20 protein-coding genes are annotated in these 15,551 nt (G+C 40.9%); 17 read left to right on the top strand and 3 right to left on the bottom strand.

The features are described from left to right. The first annotated feature begins 20 nt into the window (after positions 1 to 20). The 15 genes from HCJ66_RS02830 (at position 21) to HCJ66_RS02900 (ending at position 10,401) form a co-directional block, all read left to right on the top strand. Positions 21 to 266, top strand: coding sequence for an MFS transporter (locus HCJ66_RS02830; protein ID WP_187131798.1), 246 nt, complete (start codon positions 21 to 23; stop codon positions 264 to 266). 236 nt (positions 267 to 502) lie between these two features. Next, positions 503 to 922, top strand: a complete 420-nt coding sequence (locus HCJ66_RS02835; protein ID WP_187131799.1) for an SRPBCC family protein — start codon at positions 503 to 505, stop codon at positions 920 to 922. Continuing rightward, on the top strand, positions 915 to 1,379 hold the full coding sequence (locus tag HCJ66_RS02840) for a MarR family winged helix-turn-helix transcriptional regulator (protein WP_187131800.1): 465 nt from the start codon (positions 915 to 917) through the stop codon (positions 1,377 to 1,379). Before HCJ66_RS02835 ends, HCJ66_RS02840 begins: the two co-directional genes overlap by 8 nt. Before the next feature lie 628 nt (positions 1,380 to 2,007). Then, entirely contained in the window at positions 2,008 to 2,247 is a 240-nt protein-coding gene (locus HCJ66_RS02845) for a hypothetical protein (RefSeq protein WP_187131801.1), read from the top strand. 194 nt (positions 2,248 to 2,441) lie between these two features. After that, the gene (locus HCJ66_RS02850; protein WP_246438521.1) at positions 2,442 to 2,906 is read left to right on the top strand and encodes a nuclear transport factor 2 family protein; all 465 of its coding nucleotides are present in this window, start codon (positions 2,442 to 2,444) and stop codon (positions 2,904 to 2,906) included. 48 nt (positions 2,907 to 2,954) lie between these two features. Next, complete coding sequence (locus tag HCJ66_RS02855) at positions 2,955 to 3,662, top strand: DNA alkylation repair protein (RefSeq protein ID WP_187131802.1); 708 nt, start codon at positions 2,955 to 2,957, stop codon at positions 3,660 to 3,662. Positions 3,663 to 3,981: 319 nt separating this feature from the next. Then, positions 3,982 to 4,212, top strand: coding sequence for a type II toxin-antitoxin system PemI/MazE family antitoxin (gene mazE, locus HCJ66_RS02860; protein WP_187131803.1), 231 nt, complete (start codon positions 3,982 to 3,984; stop codon positions 4,210 to 4,212). Between the two features lie 157 nt (positions 4,213 to 4,369). Then, positions 4,370 to 4,666 (top strand): TIGR04197 family type VII secretion effector, encoded by a 297-nt coding sequence (locus HCJ66_RS02865; RefSeq protein WP_187131804.1) that lies wholly within the window; start codon positions 4,370 to 4,372, stop codon positions 4,664 to 4,666. A gap of 10 nt (positions 4,667 to 4,676) precedes the next feature. Beyond that, complete coding sequence (locus tag HCJ66_RS02870; protein ID WP_187131805.1) at positions 4,677 to 4,892, top strand: hypothetical protein; 216 nt, start codon at positions 4,677 to 4,679, stop codon at positions 4,890 to 4,892. Next, positions 4,889 to 6,370: a T7SS effector LXG polymorphic toxin gene (locus tag HCJ66_RS02875; RefSeq protein WP_187131806.1), complete on the top strand. Its 1,482-nt coding sequence runs from the start codon at positions 4,889 to 4,891 to the stop codon at positions 6,368 to 6,370. The genes HCJ66_RS02870 and HCJ66_RS02875 overlap by 4 nt, the downstream gene beginning before the upstream one ends. Before the next feature lie 6 nt (positions 6,371 to 6,376). Then, complete coding sequence (locus HCJ66_RS02880; protein WP_187131807.1) at positions 6,377 to 6,628, top strand: hypothetical protein; 252 nt, start codon at positions 6,377 to 6,379, stop codon at positions 6,626 to 6,628. A gap of 441 nt (positions 6,629 to 7,069) precedes the next feature. Then, positions 7,070 to 8,776, top strand: coding sequence for a DUF6119 family protein (locus HCJ66_RS02885; RefSeq protein WP_187131808.1), 1,707 nt, complete (start codon positions 7,070 to 7,072; stop codon positions 8,774 to 8,776). Between the two features lie 397 nt (positions 8,777 to 9,173). Further along, the gene (locus HCJ66_RS02890; RefSeq protein ID WP_187131809.1) at positions 9,174 to 9,602 is read left to right on the top strand and encodes a hypothetical protein; all 429 of its coding nucleotides are present in this window, start codon (positions 9,174 to 9,176) and stop codon (positions 9,600 to 9,602) included. Positions 9,603 to 9,617: 15 nt separating this feature from the next. Continuing rightward, a complete protein-coding gene (locus HCJ66_RS02895) occupies positions 9,618 to 10,181 on the top strand; it encodes a VanZ family protein (RefSeq protein ID WP_187131810.1) in 564 nt (187 codons plus the stop codon). Beyond that, positions 10,171 to 10,401 (top strand): hypothetical protein, encoded by a 231-nt coding sequence (locus tag HCJ66_RS02900; protein WP_187131811.1) that lies wholly within the window; start codon positions 10,171 to 10,173, stop codon positions 10,399 to 10,401. The genes HCJ66_RS02895 and HCJ66_RS02900 overlap by 11 nt, the downstream gene beginning before the upstream one ends. 133 nt (positions 10,402 to 10,534) lie before the next feature. On the opposite strand, the gene HCJ66_RS16450 is transcribed toward HCJ66_RS02900, so the two are convergent. From HCJ66_RS16450 to HCJ66_RS02915, 3 genes are all read right to left on the bottom strand, one after another. Continuing rightward, positions 10,535 to 10,798 carry a type I toxin-antitoxin system Fst family toxin gene (locus HCJ66_RS16450; RefSeq protein WP_425489602.1) on the bottom strand — a complete coding sequence of 88 codons (264 nt, stop codon included), beginning with the start codon at positions 10,796 to 10,798 and terminating at the stop codon, positions 10,535 to 10,537. Beyond that, the gene (locus tag HCJ66_RS02910) at positions 10,795 to 11,235 is read right to left on the bottom strand and encodes a GNAT family N-acetyltransferase (RefSeq protein WP_187131812.1); all 441 of its coding nucleotides are present in this window, start codon (positions 11,233 to 11,235) and stop codon (positions 10,795 to 10,797) included. The genes HCJ66_RS16450 and HCJ66_RS02910 overlap by 4 nt, the downstream gene beginning before the upstream one ends. Before the next feature lie 72 nt (positions 11,236 to 11,307). Next, positions 11,308 to 12,891: an acetate--CoA ligase gene (locus HCJ66_RS02915; protein ID WP_187131813.1), complete on the bottom strand. Its 1,584-nt coding sequence runs from the start codon at positions 12,889 to 12,891 to the stop codon at positions 11,308 to 11,310. Between the two features lie 317 nt (positions 12,892 to 13,208). Here HCJ66_RS02915 and tadA point away from each other — a divergent pair, with 317 nt between their 5' ends. Both tadA and HCJ66_RS02925 read left to right on the top strand, forming a co-directional pair. Beyond that, positions 13,209 to 13,682 (top strand): tRNA adenosine(34) deaminase TadA, encoded by a 474-nt coding sequence (gene tadA / locus HCJ66_RS02920; protein WP_187131814.1) that lies wholly within the window; start codon positions 13,209 to 13,211, stop codon positions 13,680 to 13,682. A gap of 444 nt (positions 13,683 to 14,126) precedes the next feature. Next, entirely contained in the window at positions 14,127 to 15,551 is a 1,425-nt protein-coding gene (locus HCJ66_RS02925; protein ID WP_181675900.1) for a cytochrome ubiquinol oxidase subunit I, read from the top strand.

Genomic DNA, 15,551 nt, shown 5'->3' on the forward strand with positions numbered 1-15,551 from the left:
TGTCTATTTAATAGTCTATAATGAAATTCGGAATGGGAATTGGCGGCGCGATGACGGCAGGAATTTTGGCAGCAGGTGGTTACCAAGCGAATAAAGTTCAATCTACAAGCGCGCTCCATGCGATTGAGTTCAACTTTATTTGGATTCCGATTGTCGGCTTCGCGATAGCAGCGATAGCGTTGATGTTCTATAAAGCCGATAAGCAGGAGAAGATGTATCTTGTAGAGTTGGCGGAACGTAACGCGAAATTGAAGAGTGAAGAATAAACGAGTAGGCGCAATCAGAAATTTTCTGGTTGCGTTTGTTTTTGATGCGCTATGAAGACGACTGCGATAGCTACATTAATAAATGGTTGGTTAAAACGCTGAATCATATAATATATCTAGGAGTAAAGGGCGGTATTTATGCTTTTTTTGTATGTGTCCCTGATTGGTTATTGACATCTAATTAATAAGTGTATATAATATAAGTGTACTTATTAAAAAGAGGGAAGGTTACTATAATGAAATTTAGCTTTGAATTGAAAACCGAGGCAAGCATGGAACAAATTTGGGGTTTATACGAGGATGTGAATAAATGGTTCTCGTGGGAAGCAGATTTAGAAGAGATAGTTTTAGAAAGTGGATTTAAAACAGGCACAAGTGGCACAATGAAACTAGTTGGGAGACCGCAGACGCCATTTGTATTAACTTCTGTTACGGTTAATAAGGAATTTACTAATAAGACAGTGATTCCATCTATTGGAGAAATCTATTTCAGTCATGAACTTTCTGAGGCTGAGAGTAAAACAGTAGTGAAACATTCTGTTGAATTTGTTCCGCTTAATAGAGAGGCTACGTTTGAAGATTTGACACTTATTTCACGCGTATTTGCTTCAGTTCCTAAATCTGTTTGTTCGCTTATAGAGGTTGCTAATGGATAGTTTTCCATCTGAATTTCGGTCTAAACCCAATGAGTCAACCGGGTTATTATTTATAAAAGTTTATAATCTGTGGCATAAATCAGTTAAAGATGAGTTAAAGCGTGTGGATTTAACTCATCCGCAGTTCACGGTATTAGCATCATTGGGGTATCTTAGTCAAACGAATCAAGAAATATCACAAGTCGATATTGCCAAACAAGCTGATATAGATGCAATGACAGTATCTACAATCATTAGAAAGCTAGAACAGGCGCAGTTATTAATTCGTCAAGAGTCACCAACTGATACTCGAGCAAAGTCAATTAAATTTACAGAAGATGGACGTGTAGCCTTGTCTAAGGCACTCCCCTTAGTCGAGGGTGTGGACAATGATTTCTTTGGTAGTTTAGAAACAGAACAACAGGAGTTTAACACTTTGTTATTAAAATTGATTGACAGGAATATAGAGGAGAGTTAAGTATTTTCGGTTTTGTATCAAGAATTAGGACAGCAACATGCGAAATAAGCGTCCGTAATGGCATTTTTTCGATATCGAGACACGTCTGAAAAGGCGTGTTTTTCGTTTGCCTAGCATGAGAAACTCCTATTCAATTTTGAAATACGTTTGTTTTTTGTCTATTTAATAGTTTCCTATGAGCGCAAAAAAACAAGCTAGCAGGGGAACTAGCTTGAAAAAAGGATAGGATAGTCAATTACGAAAAAGGGGGAAAACGTAAAAGCTATCGTGTTTACATTTACTATATTACAGAAAGTGGATGAAAACAAAAGGAAGAAAATCTAAGAATTTCATGAAAATGAAAACGTACAAGCCATACTGAAATGCACGATGCTATTTTTTCGTCCAGTGAAAACCGGTTTCGAAATATTTGTAACCGCTCGCGGCAGCTTTGTACGTGATGGATATCATTTATTCGGTTTATGCGAGTATGTATTATGAAATGATTGCGACAAAAATATCGCGAACACGGCCTTATTTTAAGAAAAAAGTGATGATACGGATAAGGAGTAAATAGAAATTATTTTTTTTGCGAATACACGAAGTGGGGTTATGTGGTATACTACAATGGCTAATGGAGGTGAGGATATTGTTTAAGAAATTGAATCATTTGTATGATGAGCATCCTTATCGGAGTGTCTTGATAGCAGTTGCTGGAGGTAGTGTGCTAGGTATTTTGATAGAGTATACAGTAAATCGTGATTTTATAGGATCAGCAATTTATGGAATAATATTTTATACTATATTTTTGTTGTTACAGGCTAAGAGGCGAGTCAAAAAAATGAAGAATAGAAACGAACAAGGCAAACATACAGAAAGGGCGCGCTGAAAAAGTGATGCTCTTTCTGTAATTCAAAATATACGATGTGTCATATATGCATAGTATCCTTTCCGGTGTTTTCTAATAATTGACAGTATAAATGAATGCGGTTACAATGGTGGTGAATCATTTTTTATGGGAGCCTTCAGTCGCGGATTTATATTTTGACTAACGTAGATGGATGCTTAAGTGGTAATAGTAGAATGGCGCGAAAAGAGAAGTCTGCAGCAAGGGAAGTAGCATATTGTCCCAATACAAATGAAAGGACTGTCGTTATGAATAAAGATGCAATGAGTGTATTCAACGCTTACAATGAGGCACTAATCCAAGGAGATTTTGAAGGAGTTTTTGAAACAATGGCTGATGATATAATATGGCATCAACCAGGGAATAGCCCACTTTCTGGAGTAATTGTTGGGAAACAGGCTTTGGGTCAACATCTTGGGAAATTCGCTGAAAAAAGCAATGGCACATTTAAGGTTATAACTAACTGGGTTTCGAGTAATGATTGTTTCGTTGCTGCAAATGTTACTTTTGTTGCGGAGCATAGTAATGGGGACAAGTTAGACATGAATGGCATCGACTTATTCAAGATAGAAAATGGTCAAATTCAAGAAGTATGGTTATTTTCTTCCGAGCAGACGATCGAGGATGATTTTTGGAGTTAAGGGGAAATGGCTATACTATAAAATAATAAGTCCAAAAAGGAGAACCACATGAATACAAATGAAGTGATGCAGCAACTCGAGTCTCTCGGTTCTGAGCAAACGAAAAAGACCCTTTGCAAACATGGCGCGAACGAGCCTATTTTCGGTGTTAAAATTGGGGACATGAAGAAATTTCTAGTTAAGAAAATAAAGGATCAAGATGTCTCGCTGGAGCTTTTTGCAACTGGGAACTATGATGCTCAGTACTTAGCTGGCCTAACGATTAATCCGAAAGAAGTCACCAAAGAAGAATTGCTCAATTGGGCAGAGATTGCGAATTGTACTGCTATAAATGAAGCTATCGTAGCGAGCCTTGCAGCGGAAACGCCATATGCAACGGAACTTGCAAAAACGTGGATGGCGTCTGGCGAAGAACGAATTGAGGACACTGGATGGAGCTGTTACGCTAATTATTTATCCCTTGCGCCGAATGAGGAAATTAACGAAACTGAGGTGCTGGAGCTTTTAGAACAGGTTGAAAAGAATATTCATGCTGCCAAAAATAGTGTTAAATATACGATGAATCAATTTGTCATCTGCGTTGGAACTTACTATCCACCTCTTCTTGAAAAAGCGATTTCCGTTGCAGAAAATATCGGCCAAGTTCATGTAGATATGGGTGATACTTCGTGTAAGGTCCCGCTAGCAAAGGGTTACATCGAAAAAGTGATTGAAAAAGATCGTGTTGGGAAAAAACGCAAGCGCGCGATTTGTTAGATATAAGCCTGTGAACATGACGTCTTTTAAAAGCTCAGGAAACGGATTGCTATGTAATTGGTTACTGGGCTTTTTTTTTTTGTGCTTTTCGGCCGGTGGAAGTGGGTGTGGCAGAGTTTGATGGCAAGCCACGGCCGGTGCATATCGAACATGGGGAAAAGGTGATAAATTAGGATTGCTTGGAGGGGTGGGGTTTTGCGGGTGAGGGTTATGTGAGTATGATGGCGCGATCAGGGTTTGCTGGTTGCGTCTGTTTTGTTTATTCTTACACAACTTATACGATATATAACTAAACTATATAAGAGAGAGAGATGATTACATGTTAACAGTTACGACTAGAAAAGTAGGAACAAGTACTGTGTTATCAATACCAAGTCAATTTGGAGTAGAGGTAGAGAAAGAATACGTTGCTAATAAAAGTAGATATGGTGGGTTAATCTTTTCTCCTAAAATTGAAAATCCGTTTACATCAGAGCTAGAGTATAAAGAAGACAAAAATGCTGAGTTTTGGGTGGGAACTGCACAGGAGGATATAAAGAATGGACTATAAGCCAAGTCAAAGAGATATTTTATGCTGGGACTTTTAACGGGATAAAGATGCTGTTCACTAGTAATTAGCGAGCGGTGTCTTTTTTGTTGGTTAAGAAAAAGCTATACATCTAGGAAATTATTGTATATAATGAAGGTAGATATTGGAGGTCTTTTCAATGGGTGAGATACAGAGTAATATTGGTAGCGCAAACAAAATCGCAACTTCGATGGGGCATGTGGGGGATTGTGTGCGTCATACGAGCTCGAAGCCAATTCAAAAGGCAAGTCGGACAACGGTTCGGGTGAATCAGGAGTCGGAGCATAGTGCGGATCAAATGAAAAAAATGGTGACGCAGTTTGGGCAGAGTTTTCAGAATGATATCGCTCATATTCGGTCGGTGGCGCGGGAATTTGAGCGGGTGGATCGGGAAGTTGGACGGGGTTTTTCGAATTTGCAGGGGTTAGGAAAGTGAGGCAGCGTAGATGAATGAGGTGGATAAAGAGATAGATCGGTGGAATCAGAGGTTGCAGGATGAGGTCGATTATGTACATAGGCAAGGCGATTGGCTGTTTCAAGTGATGGGTGGGCTTGCGGAGGAGCCGGCGCGGATGGAACGGGAGAAACGGATGCTGGTGGAGAGGGAATCGGATTATTATGAGGCTCGCCGGAAATTGGCGTTAGGTGGTGAGCGGGCATGAGTTTGAATGTATTTGTAGGCGAGGTGGAAGCGCAGACGGAGAGCATGGTTGCGTTTTACCGAGAGACGATTGCGGCGATGGAAGACGTGATGCGGGTTGTGAACGAATTCGCGTTTGACCAGGAGTTGCAGGGGAAGACGTATGAAAGCGCAAAACGGTATTTTGTCGCGACGTACCGGCCATTGGCGCAGGGCATGATTTGTTTGTGCGAGGAACTGATACGGCAAAATGAGGCGATTCCGCGGGATTTTCAAGGTGAAGTTGCGACGGTGGATGTGATTGAGGATCAGGTTAGGAACCAGATTCGGCAGTTGGATGGGCAGATTCAGGACGTTGAAAAGTTGAGCAATAATGTGGTTGGAATGGCGCTGATTACACCGATATTCGTGGATTTGAGGCAGAAATTGCAAGAGAAGTTAGAAGCGCTGTATAGGTTTGATGCAGAAACGGCGACTTCGTTTGAGCGGGCGACAGATTTGGCGGCGAACGTGGCGCGGGGCTTGGCTGAGATTGGGAAGGATAAGGGATTTCAGGCGGGAACAGGGACGTTTAGCACAATGGGGATGAATATGACGTGGAGCTCGGCGTTGCAGGAACAGTGGACAGCGCGGGAAAAAGCGATTGCGCAAGGGTTGAAAGATGCGGAGACGGCGCGCATGATTAAGCTTGCGGAAGATGGGCCGTTGCCGGTGGTGCCTGAAGGGAATCTTGCGGGATTTGTGACGAAGGACGGGAAGTTGGACGGTAGAGCGACGTATGATAACGCGAAATGGCAGCAAGCGCATTATTTGGCGGGTATGGAGAATGCGATATTTTTGATTGATATGGTGACGCCTATTTTTGATGTATATCGCTGGAAAACGGGATTTGATCCAATTACTCAAAATAAGCTACAAGGTTCTGAACAAACGATTGCGGCTGGTTTCACATTGCTGAGTATTGTTCCATTTGGCAAAGTCGGGAAAGTTATCAAATCTACTGAGTTGAGCTCGGTAGTATTAAAAAATGGATTAACTGTACCTAAAAATATTAAATTGACTAGTAATGAGCTGAGTATTGCTAAGAAGAATGTTAAAAATTATGCGGAAACTGGTGGTAGAGATTTAGATTTTGAAGAGTATTTAAGAAATCTAGATAAAGTAGATGCACGGTATGATAGTATAAGGGCTAATAAGGCAGATGTATCAATAATTGCGAAGAATACAGAATGGTCCGAATGGAAAGTGAAAAAAATTAAAGAACATGTTTTCTTTAAAGAGCATAAAAAAGATAGCGGTATCGGCCGATTTGATAGCGATATTGAAATCGCGGATGCTTGGGGACGGCTGGAAAAAGGAACATACACCACAAACGATGTGAATTTGTTAGAGCATGAGTTATTCGAATCTAAGTTTGAAGGTATTTTCAAAACAGATTATCGAACAGCACACGATAAAACAATTAAATCGGGAAGAATATGGGACCCGTTTAAGGAGTGAGGAATTATGGCAGTTTATGTAATGATGATAAAAGAAATGGAAAATGATAAAAAAGTAGTGTATAAATTTGGACCGAATGAGGATAAGTTGGGTAAAATCGAGTTTGATAAAGAGACTAGGAAGTTTGAGGTAGCGGAAAAGGTGAATGATGCTAGCGTATCGGATGAAGCGTATGAGCGCTGGGTAGTTGAAAGGATTGTGCGTATAGTAGCGAGAGAAGGTGGTATTTTCCCAGAAAGGACCTCTGTTGAGAAATGAAAATTGTTAGAGGCCCCTTTCTTAATTAATGAAGGTAGCTGAACCAATTTCATAATTCAAAAGCGTTGCAGCCCAATGATTTTCAATGTCCAAAAATGGACTACCTCCCCATAATTCAGATGACATTGCTGCAATATCAATAAGGGATTAGATAAAATGACTAAAATTGGCCATTTACCTCCCCATTGATATGATGCGGTTTCCACTCGTTTTCAAGAGAAATAAGATAAAAATCAGGCTGTTTAAGCTATTTTTCGACTTATGAAATTGATTCAGCTATTAATTAGTAGTGTAGAATTATTGAAATCTCACCTTTGCCATTCTAAGAAGTATTTTAGTCGCTTTGTTGAGAGGGTGAAATTAATGACAAATATTAAATTGAAATAATGGTGAGTATCCACGTTTATTCATATTAATTGATACTCAAGAAAAGAGGGAGAAATGAAACTAACAGTGTATAAATCAAAAAAAACAATAGAAGAAGTAGAAGTTTTTCTTAGAGACAATGGCTATGAACCAATCGGGGAACAAAAATTTTGGCGTGAAAATGCTCTTAGGATGGAGTTATATATGGAAACTCACGAAAAAAATGCTCCAGGTTGGGTAGGAGAAGTAATGAATTTTTTTGATGCCCCAGATTTTGAGAATGAAGGAGCACCAGAACAATATAATGCTATTATAGTTGTACGAACAAACAAATCTATCTATTTACTCCCCCAGGGACAAGGATTCAGGAAAGTTGAAAAGCTTGCAGATATGAGTTTTGGACTAGACTTTGCTGAAAAAGCAATACTTGACAAAGATATTTCTTTAAAAGGAGTTAGTTATGTACAAAGAAACAAAATGCGAGGTGTGATTAATTATAAAAGAGAACAAACGGAGTTCCCCCAAGCAAGCGAGAGTTATTTTAGTGTAAGTGGCAAGCCAAGATCTGAAACTACATTTGGGAGTAATATTACATGTGGAACAGGGATTACTTTTGTGAAGAACTATAATCTATGCGATAACGATGAAGAAGGAAGAGATTTTATAGATTTATTTGGGGAGATTGATATTACAATGGCATTAACAAACAAAATATCTTCAATTCCTCGATTGAAAAAAGTGCGAAAGAATAATGAGTTAAATAGTAAGTTAGATAATCATGTGCTAGACTTGTTGAAAAGCGAAAAAAGTGAGGAAGACTTGTCGGTAGCTTTCAATATCAATAAAATTCAGTTAATAAATAATAAGATAACCATGTTAGAGAATGATAAAAAAATGCATATTTATATACTTAATAGAAAAAATGATACTGAGGAAGAGGTTGCACTTGATAGTGGCGCAATACATGATTATATAGTAAGGTACAAGCAAGAGATAGAAGATATTTCTCAACTGCAGTTTAGTGTATACGATGGAGATGATAAACTAGGAGAAAAAATGACATTTAAACAAATTTGTTATTGTGAAATGCAGTTTGAAGGAAAGATATATTTATTAGATAATGGTAGGTGGGGCTATTTTAATAATCGTTTCTATGATTTAATTGAAGAAAAAATAAAAGAAATTAATGAAATTATTTTTTATGATAGCACTTACAGTTGTAGATACATTAGTGATAGTTCAGGGGAGTATAGTGGAGAGGGTGGATATATTGAAGAGCTAACTAAATTGCCTCACATGATAAAGCTTCATAAACGAAATATAAACACTCACGGAACAAAAATTGAAATAGCGGATGTTTTTAATCGTAAGAATAAAGAATTATTGGCAATAAAAAGAGGGACAGAGACTTCTATGGCATTGTATAGTTTCGAGCAATCATTACTATCAATGCAGGTACTTTCTAACGCGCAAGAATTCAAGGTGCGAGATGAGTTGAGTAAGTATAATGATAGAGCTAAATTTAGCGATAGTAAGAAGTATCCTAATTTAACTGATAAAATGTTGGATGAAATTTTAGTATGCAAAACATCATGTGTGCTGTGGCTTGTAAATGAAAAAGTTAAGTATGTCTACGAAGGAGTAAGGGATGAGAAATTTGATTTATTACAGTTCGGATCGCTTCTTCTTAAACTTAAGATAATAGATTGGTACTCATTCACAAAGGATAATGGGTATAGCCCTAAAATTTATTTTGCGCTAGATTTACCTACAGTAGGGTGACCAAATAGATTGAGCAAGTCAATAGGATTAATAAGTAGGCTAGATTTTTAGTTTAGAATTAAAAGTATATTCGATGAAGTACGATTGTCTTTTTAGCATAAATATAAAGCCATATCCAATAAAGCTAGAAGAAGGGCTTTCGGCGGATGAAATAGCTTGGAATTCTGCAGTACGTTTTTATACATTTTTAGCACTAATTGGGAAAAAGCTAAACTAACAATTAACACAGCATCACTAATCGCAATTCTTAAAATATAGGCCACCAGCGTTTTCACGACGTTTTTGGTCTATGTTTTTTATTTAGTATCTTTTCATACATTGATTTTACAATATTTTGACTATTTATATGTAGTCGTTTACAATAACAATTGATACTAAATAAAGGGAGTTGGAAAAGGTGAAGAAAAACAAGGTTCAAAAATTTATAACAGCATTTGTATTAGGAAGTGTGATGTTGAGTGTACCACTACTAACGGCATATGCATCTGTGAGCCAAAACGTGAATATCAAGTTTCAACATGAGGTAGTAAACGGCGCTAAAAACGGTAAATATCACAAACTCAAAAAAGGATATGCGAACTTAAAACTCATTGTTTCTGCTGAGGGGAAGTCTGCTACGCCAGTCACCATAACACTTAAAAAAGAAAGATTCGGTTTTGACTCTTCATATGGCACACGGACTTTCATACCAGGAAAAAGCTATACTGGAAAAACCACAACGCACCAATATTATGTGGATGGCGATTCGTCTCAATACTATTTAATCGCGAGCAAGAGCAATCGCTACTACTGGATAACCGCAAATGGCACACTCAAAAACAAATAGGCAGGTGAGGTCAACTTGACGATAAAAGCGGAATTACTGCTCGTTATAGCACCACTGATTTACATTCCATTTTTGATTAGTTGGATAAGAAACAAAGCACCTATCGAGAAAATTGTCTTCAAAAGCTTCCTGTTTGTCTATTTGGTAGGGGTTGTTGGTTTTACATTGTTTCCAATCGAGCTTGAGCCGGAGCTTCGGGAGACTATGTTTACGAATACGCGGTGGATTAATGTGATTCCGTTTGCGACGATTAGCGAAATATATGTGTACCGTAATTTCGATAACTACGGCACATTTTTTCAAGTCGTTGCGAATATCATTATGTTTATTCCCCTCGGATGTCTGTATCCGCTATGCTCGAAATATCACGTGACGTGGAAGCGGATGTTGATGATGGCGTTTATTTTTACACTTTCGATCGAGATGGCGCAGCTGATTCAGAATCTTTTATACCAAGCTATCCCGCATTCTATCGACGTGGATGATCTCATTCTTAACACGACGGGCGGCATGATTGGATTCGCGATATTTTACGTTTGTAAGCCTCTTTTTCAGAAATGGAATGTGTATGAATTTTAGGGCGCTGAAAAAGATATTATTGGTTATTGGAATTCTGCTAGTCGGACTCTTCGCCTATATTGGAATTGTATGGGCGAAGGGCGTCTGGCCGATTAATGAGACCTCGCTAGAACATGAGGAGATTGGCAAATTAGCTATTGGGATGGATAAATCGCAAATTAAGAATTATTATCCTGAGTTTGAGATTGTGAGCGAGGATGCATATAAATTTCCGTATTAGGTATTACAACTAATATACATATGCATATAGGTATGTTATAATGGAACTGGAAAAAGATATTCATATGTTACCCAAAGCGAAGCCCCCATCTCGGGTGAGGAGATGAGGGCTTCTTTTTTGGTTAGCAAACCGTCTACTTTCTTTTTTTCTTGCGCCGAGTCTCTAACCAGTGATTGAAGACTGCAAGGATGCAACCAACAACGACCGGCGCAAGAATGGTAGAAAAGATATTCACATGTTCCCCTCCTTCCCTAGATGCTGTTCTCGTCTCTAGAGGTAGACGGCTCTTCAAGTATAGCATGCTGAGAGGGATGGATTTCATGACTTCATCACAATTTGATTTTACCCACAATAAAAAATTGGAATGCCCAATCAAACTAGGCATTCCAATCCTCATTTATAATCTTTCCCCATCCGATAATGCCCGCCGATTTTCGGAATCACGAACTCTTCTCCAACCGAATAGAATCCCATTTTTTCATAAAATCCAGTCGCAATCACGCGTGCGTTACACCAAAGTAAATCCGCATCGCGTCGCGCGAGCTCTTCCTCCGCAAACACAATCACAGCTTTACCAAGTCCTTGCAACCGCGCCTTCGAATTGCTCGCCATACCACGTAATCGATACTGCTTCCCACCTTCAAAATGACTATCCGACTCTTCGTAAAAACTTCCAATCGCGACCAGCCGATCTTCGTCATCAAACACCCCAACATGAAACGTCATCTCATCCTCGTCTCCCGGATAGACCAACGCCTCCACTGGATGATCTGGAATCAGTACGCGGTGGCGCAAATCGTGTGTTTCGCTAGCTTCTATAAATCGTGTTTCCATCTGTACCATTCCCTCTCTCAAAAGCAAGTTACTTGGAATGATTGTACCCAATTTCGCACGATTTAGCAACGATTATTGTGAGATTTTCGCGAATTCTGCGTCACGCAATGCCACGCGGCGAACTTTTCCAGAATCAGTTTTCGGCAAACTCTCTACAAATTCAATGCGTCGTGGATATTTATACGGTGCGGTGTGTTCTTTCGTGAAATTCTGCAACTCTTTCACAAGCGCGGTATCGCCAACAAAACCGTCTTTCAAAACGATGAACGCCTTCACAACCGTGCCTCGAATCTCATCTGGGCTCGCCACAACCGCGACTTCTTTCACGCTCGGATGATTCGTCAACGCATCCTCCACCTCAAACGGCCCAATTGTATATCCAGAACTAATAATAATATCGTCATTGCGGCCTTGGAACCAGTAGTAATCGTCCTCATCACGGTACGCGCGGTCGCCGGACACGAAATAATCGCCGCGAATCGCTTTTTCAAGACGCTCTGGCTCTTTGTAATATTCCTGGAACAGCGCTGGGAAATCTTTGCGCATCGCGATATCGCCAATTTCGCCGACACCAACAGGCTGGCCATTTTCATCAATAATCGCCATGTACTCCGGCATAATCGGCTTGCCCATCGAGCCCGGACGAATCGGAAACTCCACAAGCGTCCCAATCAGAAGCGTGCTCTCGGTCTGGCCATAACCATCGCGAACCTTCATGTCAAAATTGTCTTGGAAAACCGTGATGACTTCGCGGTTCAGCGGCTCACCAGCAGAAACGGCGCTACGCAAATGACTCAAATCATACGAATCCAAGTGGTCCGCCTTCGCCATCAAACGGTATTCCGTCGGCGTACAGCAAAGCACATTAATCTTCTTATCTTGCAAAAGTTCCAACTGTTTCGCGGGACGGAAACGCCCATTATAAATGAAACCCGTCGCGCCTTTGCCTAAAACAGACAGGAACGGCGACCAAACCCACTTTTGCCATCCAGGTCCAGCAGTTGCCCAAACCGTGTCGTTCTCACGGATATCCAACCAGTGGTCCGCAGCGATCCGAATATGCGCGTAACCCCAACCGTGCACGTGCACCACGCCTTTCGGATTCCCCGTCGTGCCTGACGTAAAGGCCAGCAAACACGGATCATCCTTGCGTGTCGCTACTTTCTCAAATTCAGCGTCGGCGTCCTCAATCAACCGCTCATAAACCAGCCAACCGTCACGCTCGCCGTCCGCCCCAACAACAATCCGCGTCACGACACTAGGCGCGTCCACAATCTTATCAAATTCCGCCGTACAACTCACGTCCGCAATCACGGCTTTCACACCGGCGTGATGAATCCGATACTCCAAATCATGCGCCTTCAAAAGCTCCGAGGCAGGAATAATAATCGCGCCCGTCAGCCAAATCCCCATGTAAACCGCGTACGTCTCCAACAACCGCGGCATCATCACAATCACATGATCGCCCTTCCCGATACCAGCATCCTTCATCACATTCGCAAACCGGTTCGCCTGCTCTAACAAATGATGATAAGACCATTCCTTCACGTCCCCAGCCTCATTCTGCCAAATTAGCGCTGTTTTCTCCGAGTCAAACTGAGCAATTTCATCCGTAATATTATAAAATTCAGGTGCAATTAAATTTTCAGATTTCATATTGTAACATCTCCTTGGTTTAGGTTAGTTTTGTGTTTTTCCATGGATGGCGTATAGGCGGATTGGGCGGTTTCGAGTCCTTGTTTAGCGAGCTTCAGGCGCCAGCCTCTCGAAAATTTCGTGGCCTCCGCAAAAAACAAAAGAGGTTTTTCACTGCGGCCTCTAACAATTTTTTTCGAGGCTAACGGGCGCCTTCAGCATCTTTTTTAGTACCAGATACTAATACATGGTACTATATCTATCGGATCAAAGCAAATAAAAGGCACAAACCGCATACCTATGCTAAAATAAAGAAGATATCGAAAGGGGAAACATCCATGCAAAAAGAAATCTACATGCGCGAGGCTCTGCTTGAGGCCGAAAAAGCACGCGAAAAAGGGGAAGTCCCGATTGGCGCGGTTGTCGTGCTTAACGGTGAAATCATCGGACGCGCGCACAATCTCCGTGAAACGACGAAAAACGCCATCACGCACGCTGAAATTCTAGCCATCCAAGACGCCTGCAAAAATCAAGATGCCTGGCGACTCGAAGGCGCGGAACTCTACGTTACGCTAGAGCCTTGCCCGATGTGCAGCGGTGCGATTCTACTTTCCCGCATCGACAAGGTTTACTACGGAGCGCCCGATCCAAAAGCTGGAACAGCAGGAACGCTCATGAATCTACTCCAAGATTCGCGCTTCAATCACCAATGCGAAGTCGAATCGGGAATCTTAGCCGATGAATGCGGTGCCACCTTGACGAATTTTTTCCGAGATTTGCGTGCGAAGAAAAAACGGCAAAAGAAGCCTTAATACCTATTTTAATGCAAGTAACACCCATTACCCCCTTTTATGTGAAAAAATGCGCAATGGATTGATGCCACTTAAGCGAGCTACCTGTCTCATTTCACGCCTCCACGTTTTCCCTTATGAAAATAGAACCAAAAGAACTAAACAAATCTAGGGCGAAATGAGATAGAATAAGAACTAGGTAAAACTTATTCTAATGAACCGAGCTGTATATATTTATGTGAGAAAATAGACAAAAGCTGAAAATATAGGTAAATTTCACGCTGACAGAGGATTTCCAAAGATCTCTTTTCTTGCAATATTATTTGTGAATTAAAACACAACCAAGCGTAACAGTATTCACAGTTTTTCACAAGCGATTAACGTGTATAGTATACAATCGGCAAATTATAATAACGCTAACAAAAAGGGGTTAAACGCCCAAATAACACAAAAGGAGGAAAAAAGGTGGATAAACTTTTCTTAGCTAGACTTCAATTCGGCTCAACAACCGTGTTCCATTTCTTATTTGTACCACTTTCTATTGGACTTGTATTTATGGTTGCTCTTATGGAAACGTTGTATGTTGTGAAGAAAAAAGAAATCTACAAAAAAATGTCGAAGTTTTGGGGACATTTGTTCTTAATTAACTTCGCGGTAGGGGTAGTAACAGGGATAATTCAGGAATTCCAATTCGGGATGAACTGGTCGGATTATTCGAGATTCGTAGGGGACGTATTTGGGGCACCGCTTGCAATTGAAGCGCTACTTGCCTTCTTTATGGAATCGACATTTATCGGACTTTGGATCTTCGGTTGGGATCGCTTGAACAAGAAATTACATTTAGCTTGTATTTGGCTTGTTGCACTTGGAACGGTTTTCTCCGCATTCTGGATTTTAGCGGCGAACTCATTCATGCAACATCCAGTAGGGTTCCAAGAAATCAATGGACGTGCGGAGATGAACGATTTCTGGGCGCTTATTACGAATGGACAGTTACTTGTGGAATTCCCACACGTTATCTTTGGTGCGTTCGCGACGGGGGCGTTCTTTGTAGCCGGGGTCAGCGCGTACAAATTACTTAAAAAGCAAGATGTGGACTTTTTCCGAAAATCGTTCCAAATCGCGCTCGTACTCGTTATTATCGGTGGTTTTGGTACGGCCTTCAGTGGTCACCAACAAGCGCAATATCTTGTTAAGACGCAACCGATGAAAATGGCGGCGACGGAAGGGATTTGGGAGGATACAGCCGATCCGGCACCGTGGACGATGATTGCGGGTATTGATGTTGACAACCAGAAAAACACATGGGAACTCAATATTCCATATGCGCTAAGTTTCCTTTCCTACTCGACGTTCTCTGGTAGTGTGCAAGGTATGAAATCGCTACAAGCCGAGTATCAAGAGAAGTATAAAGATCGTTTCGGGGCGGACATGAACTACATTCCACCTGTTAAAACGTCATTTTGGAGCTTCCGGATTATGGTGCTCTCAGGTATGTTAATGATTCTATTCGGCTTGTGGGGAGCTTTCCTTGCATGGCGCAAACGTTTAACAACTTCGAAATTGTATCTACGTCTGATGATTCCAATGATTGCGTTCCCGTTCATCGCGAACTCGATGGGTTGGATTATGACGGAAGTTGGACGGCAACCGTGGGTAGTATTTGGCTACATGTCAACGGCGGACGGGGTTTCACCGAATGTCTCGGCAGGCGCGATACTGTTCTCACTCATTGCGTTTTCAGCGATTTATTTAGCGCTCGCGATTGTACTCGTATGGCTATTTGTTCGTGAAATTAAGGCTGGGCCATTTGCACACGATCATGATGATAAAAAAGGTAAGAAGACACCAGCGTCTGTTGATCCATTTGATCTAAAGGGGGCGAAATAA

Origin of the sequence: Paenilisteria portnoyi, assembly GCF_014322795.1 — a bacterium.
GTDB classification, from domain to species: Bacteria; Bacillota; Bacilli; order Lactobacillales; family Listeriaceae; genus Listeria_A; species Listeria_A portnoyi.

Excerpts from the sequence above, each read along its gene's own strand:
- HCJ66_RS02855 (WP_187131802.1), top strand. The coding sequence starts at position 2,955 with ATGAATACAAATGAAGTGATGCAGCAACTCGAGTCTCTCGGTTCTGAG.
- tadA (WP_187131814.1), top strand. The coding sequence starts at position 13,209 with ATGCAAAAAGAAATCTACATGCGCGAGGCTCTGCTTGAGGCCGAAAAA.
- HCJ66_RS02835 (WP_187131799.1), top strand. The coding sequence starts at position 503 with ATGAAATTTAGCTTTGAATTGAAAACCGAGGCAAGCATGGAACAAATT.
- HCJ66_RS02870 (WP_187131805.1), top strand. The coding sequence starts at position 4,677 with ATGAATGAGGTGGATAAAGAGATAGATCGGTGGAATCAGAGGTTGCAG.
- mazE (WP_187131803.1), top strand. The coding sequence starts at position 3,982 with ATGTTAACAGTTACGACTAGAAAAGTAGGAACAAGTACTGTGTTATCA.
- HCJ66_RS02840 (WP_187131800.1), top strand. The coding sequence starts at position 915 with ATGGATAGTTTTCCATCTGAATTTCGGTCTAAACCCAATGAGTCAACC.
- HCJ66_RS02850 (WP_246438521.1), top strand. The coding sequence starts at position 2,442 with ATGGCGCGAAAAGAGAAGTCTGCAGCAAGGGAAGTAGCATATTGTCCC.
- HCJ66_RS02910 (WP_187131812.1), bottom strand. The coding sequence starts at position 11,235 with ATGGAAACACGATTTATAGAAGCTAGCGAAACACACGATTTGCGCCAC.
- HCJ66_RS02875 (WP_187131806.1), top strand. The coding sequence starts at position 4,889 with ATGAGTTTGAATGTATTTGTAGGCGAGGTGGAAGCGCAGACGGAGAGC.
- HCJ66_RS02885 (WP_187131808.1), top strand. The coding sequence starts at position 7,070 with ATGAAACTAACAGTGTATAAATCAAAAAAAACAATAGAAGAAGTAGAA.
- HCJ66_RS02880 (WP_187131807.1), top strand. The coding sequence starts at position 6,377 with ATGGCAGTTTATGTAATGATGATAAAAGAAATGGAAAATGATAAAAAA.
- HCJ66_RS02915 (WP_187131813.1), bottom strand. The coding sequence starts at position 12,891 with ATGAAATCTGAAAATTTAATTGCACCTGAATTTTATAATATTACGGAT.
- HCJ66_RS02900 (WP_187131811.1), top strand. The coding sequence starts at position 10,171 with ATGAATTTTAGGGCGCTGAAAAAGATATTATTGGTTATTGGAATTCTG.
- HCJ66_RS16450 (WP_425489602.1), bottom strand. The coding sequence starts at position 10,798 with ATGAGGATTGGAATGCCTAGTTTGATTGGGCATTCCAATTTTTTATTG.
- HCJ66_RS02830 (WP_187131798.1), top strand. The coding sequence starts at position 21 with ATGAAATTCGGAATGGGAATTGGCGGCGCGATGACGGCAGGAATTTTG.
- HCJ66_RS02865 (WP_187131804.1), top strand. The coding sequence starts at position 4,370 with ATGGGTGAGATACAGAGTAATATTGGTAGCGCAAACAAAATCGCAACT.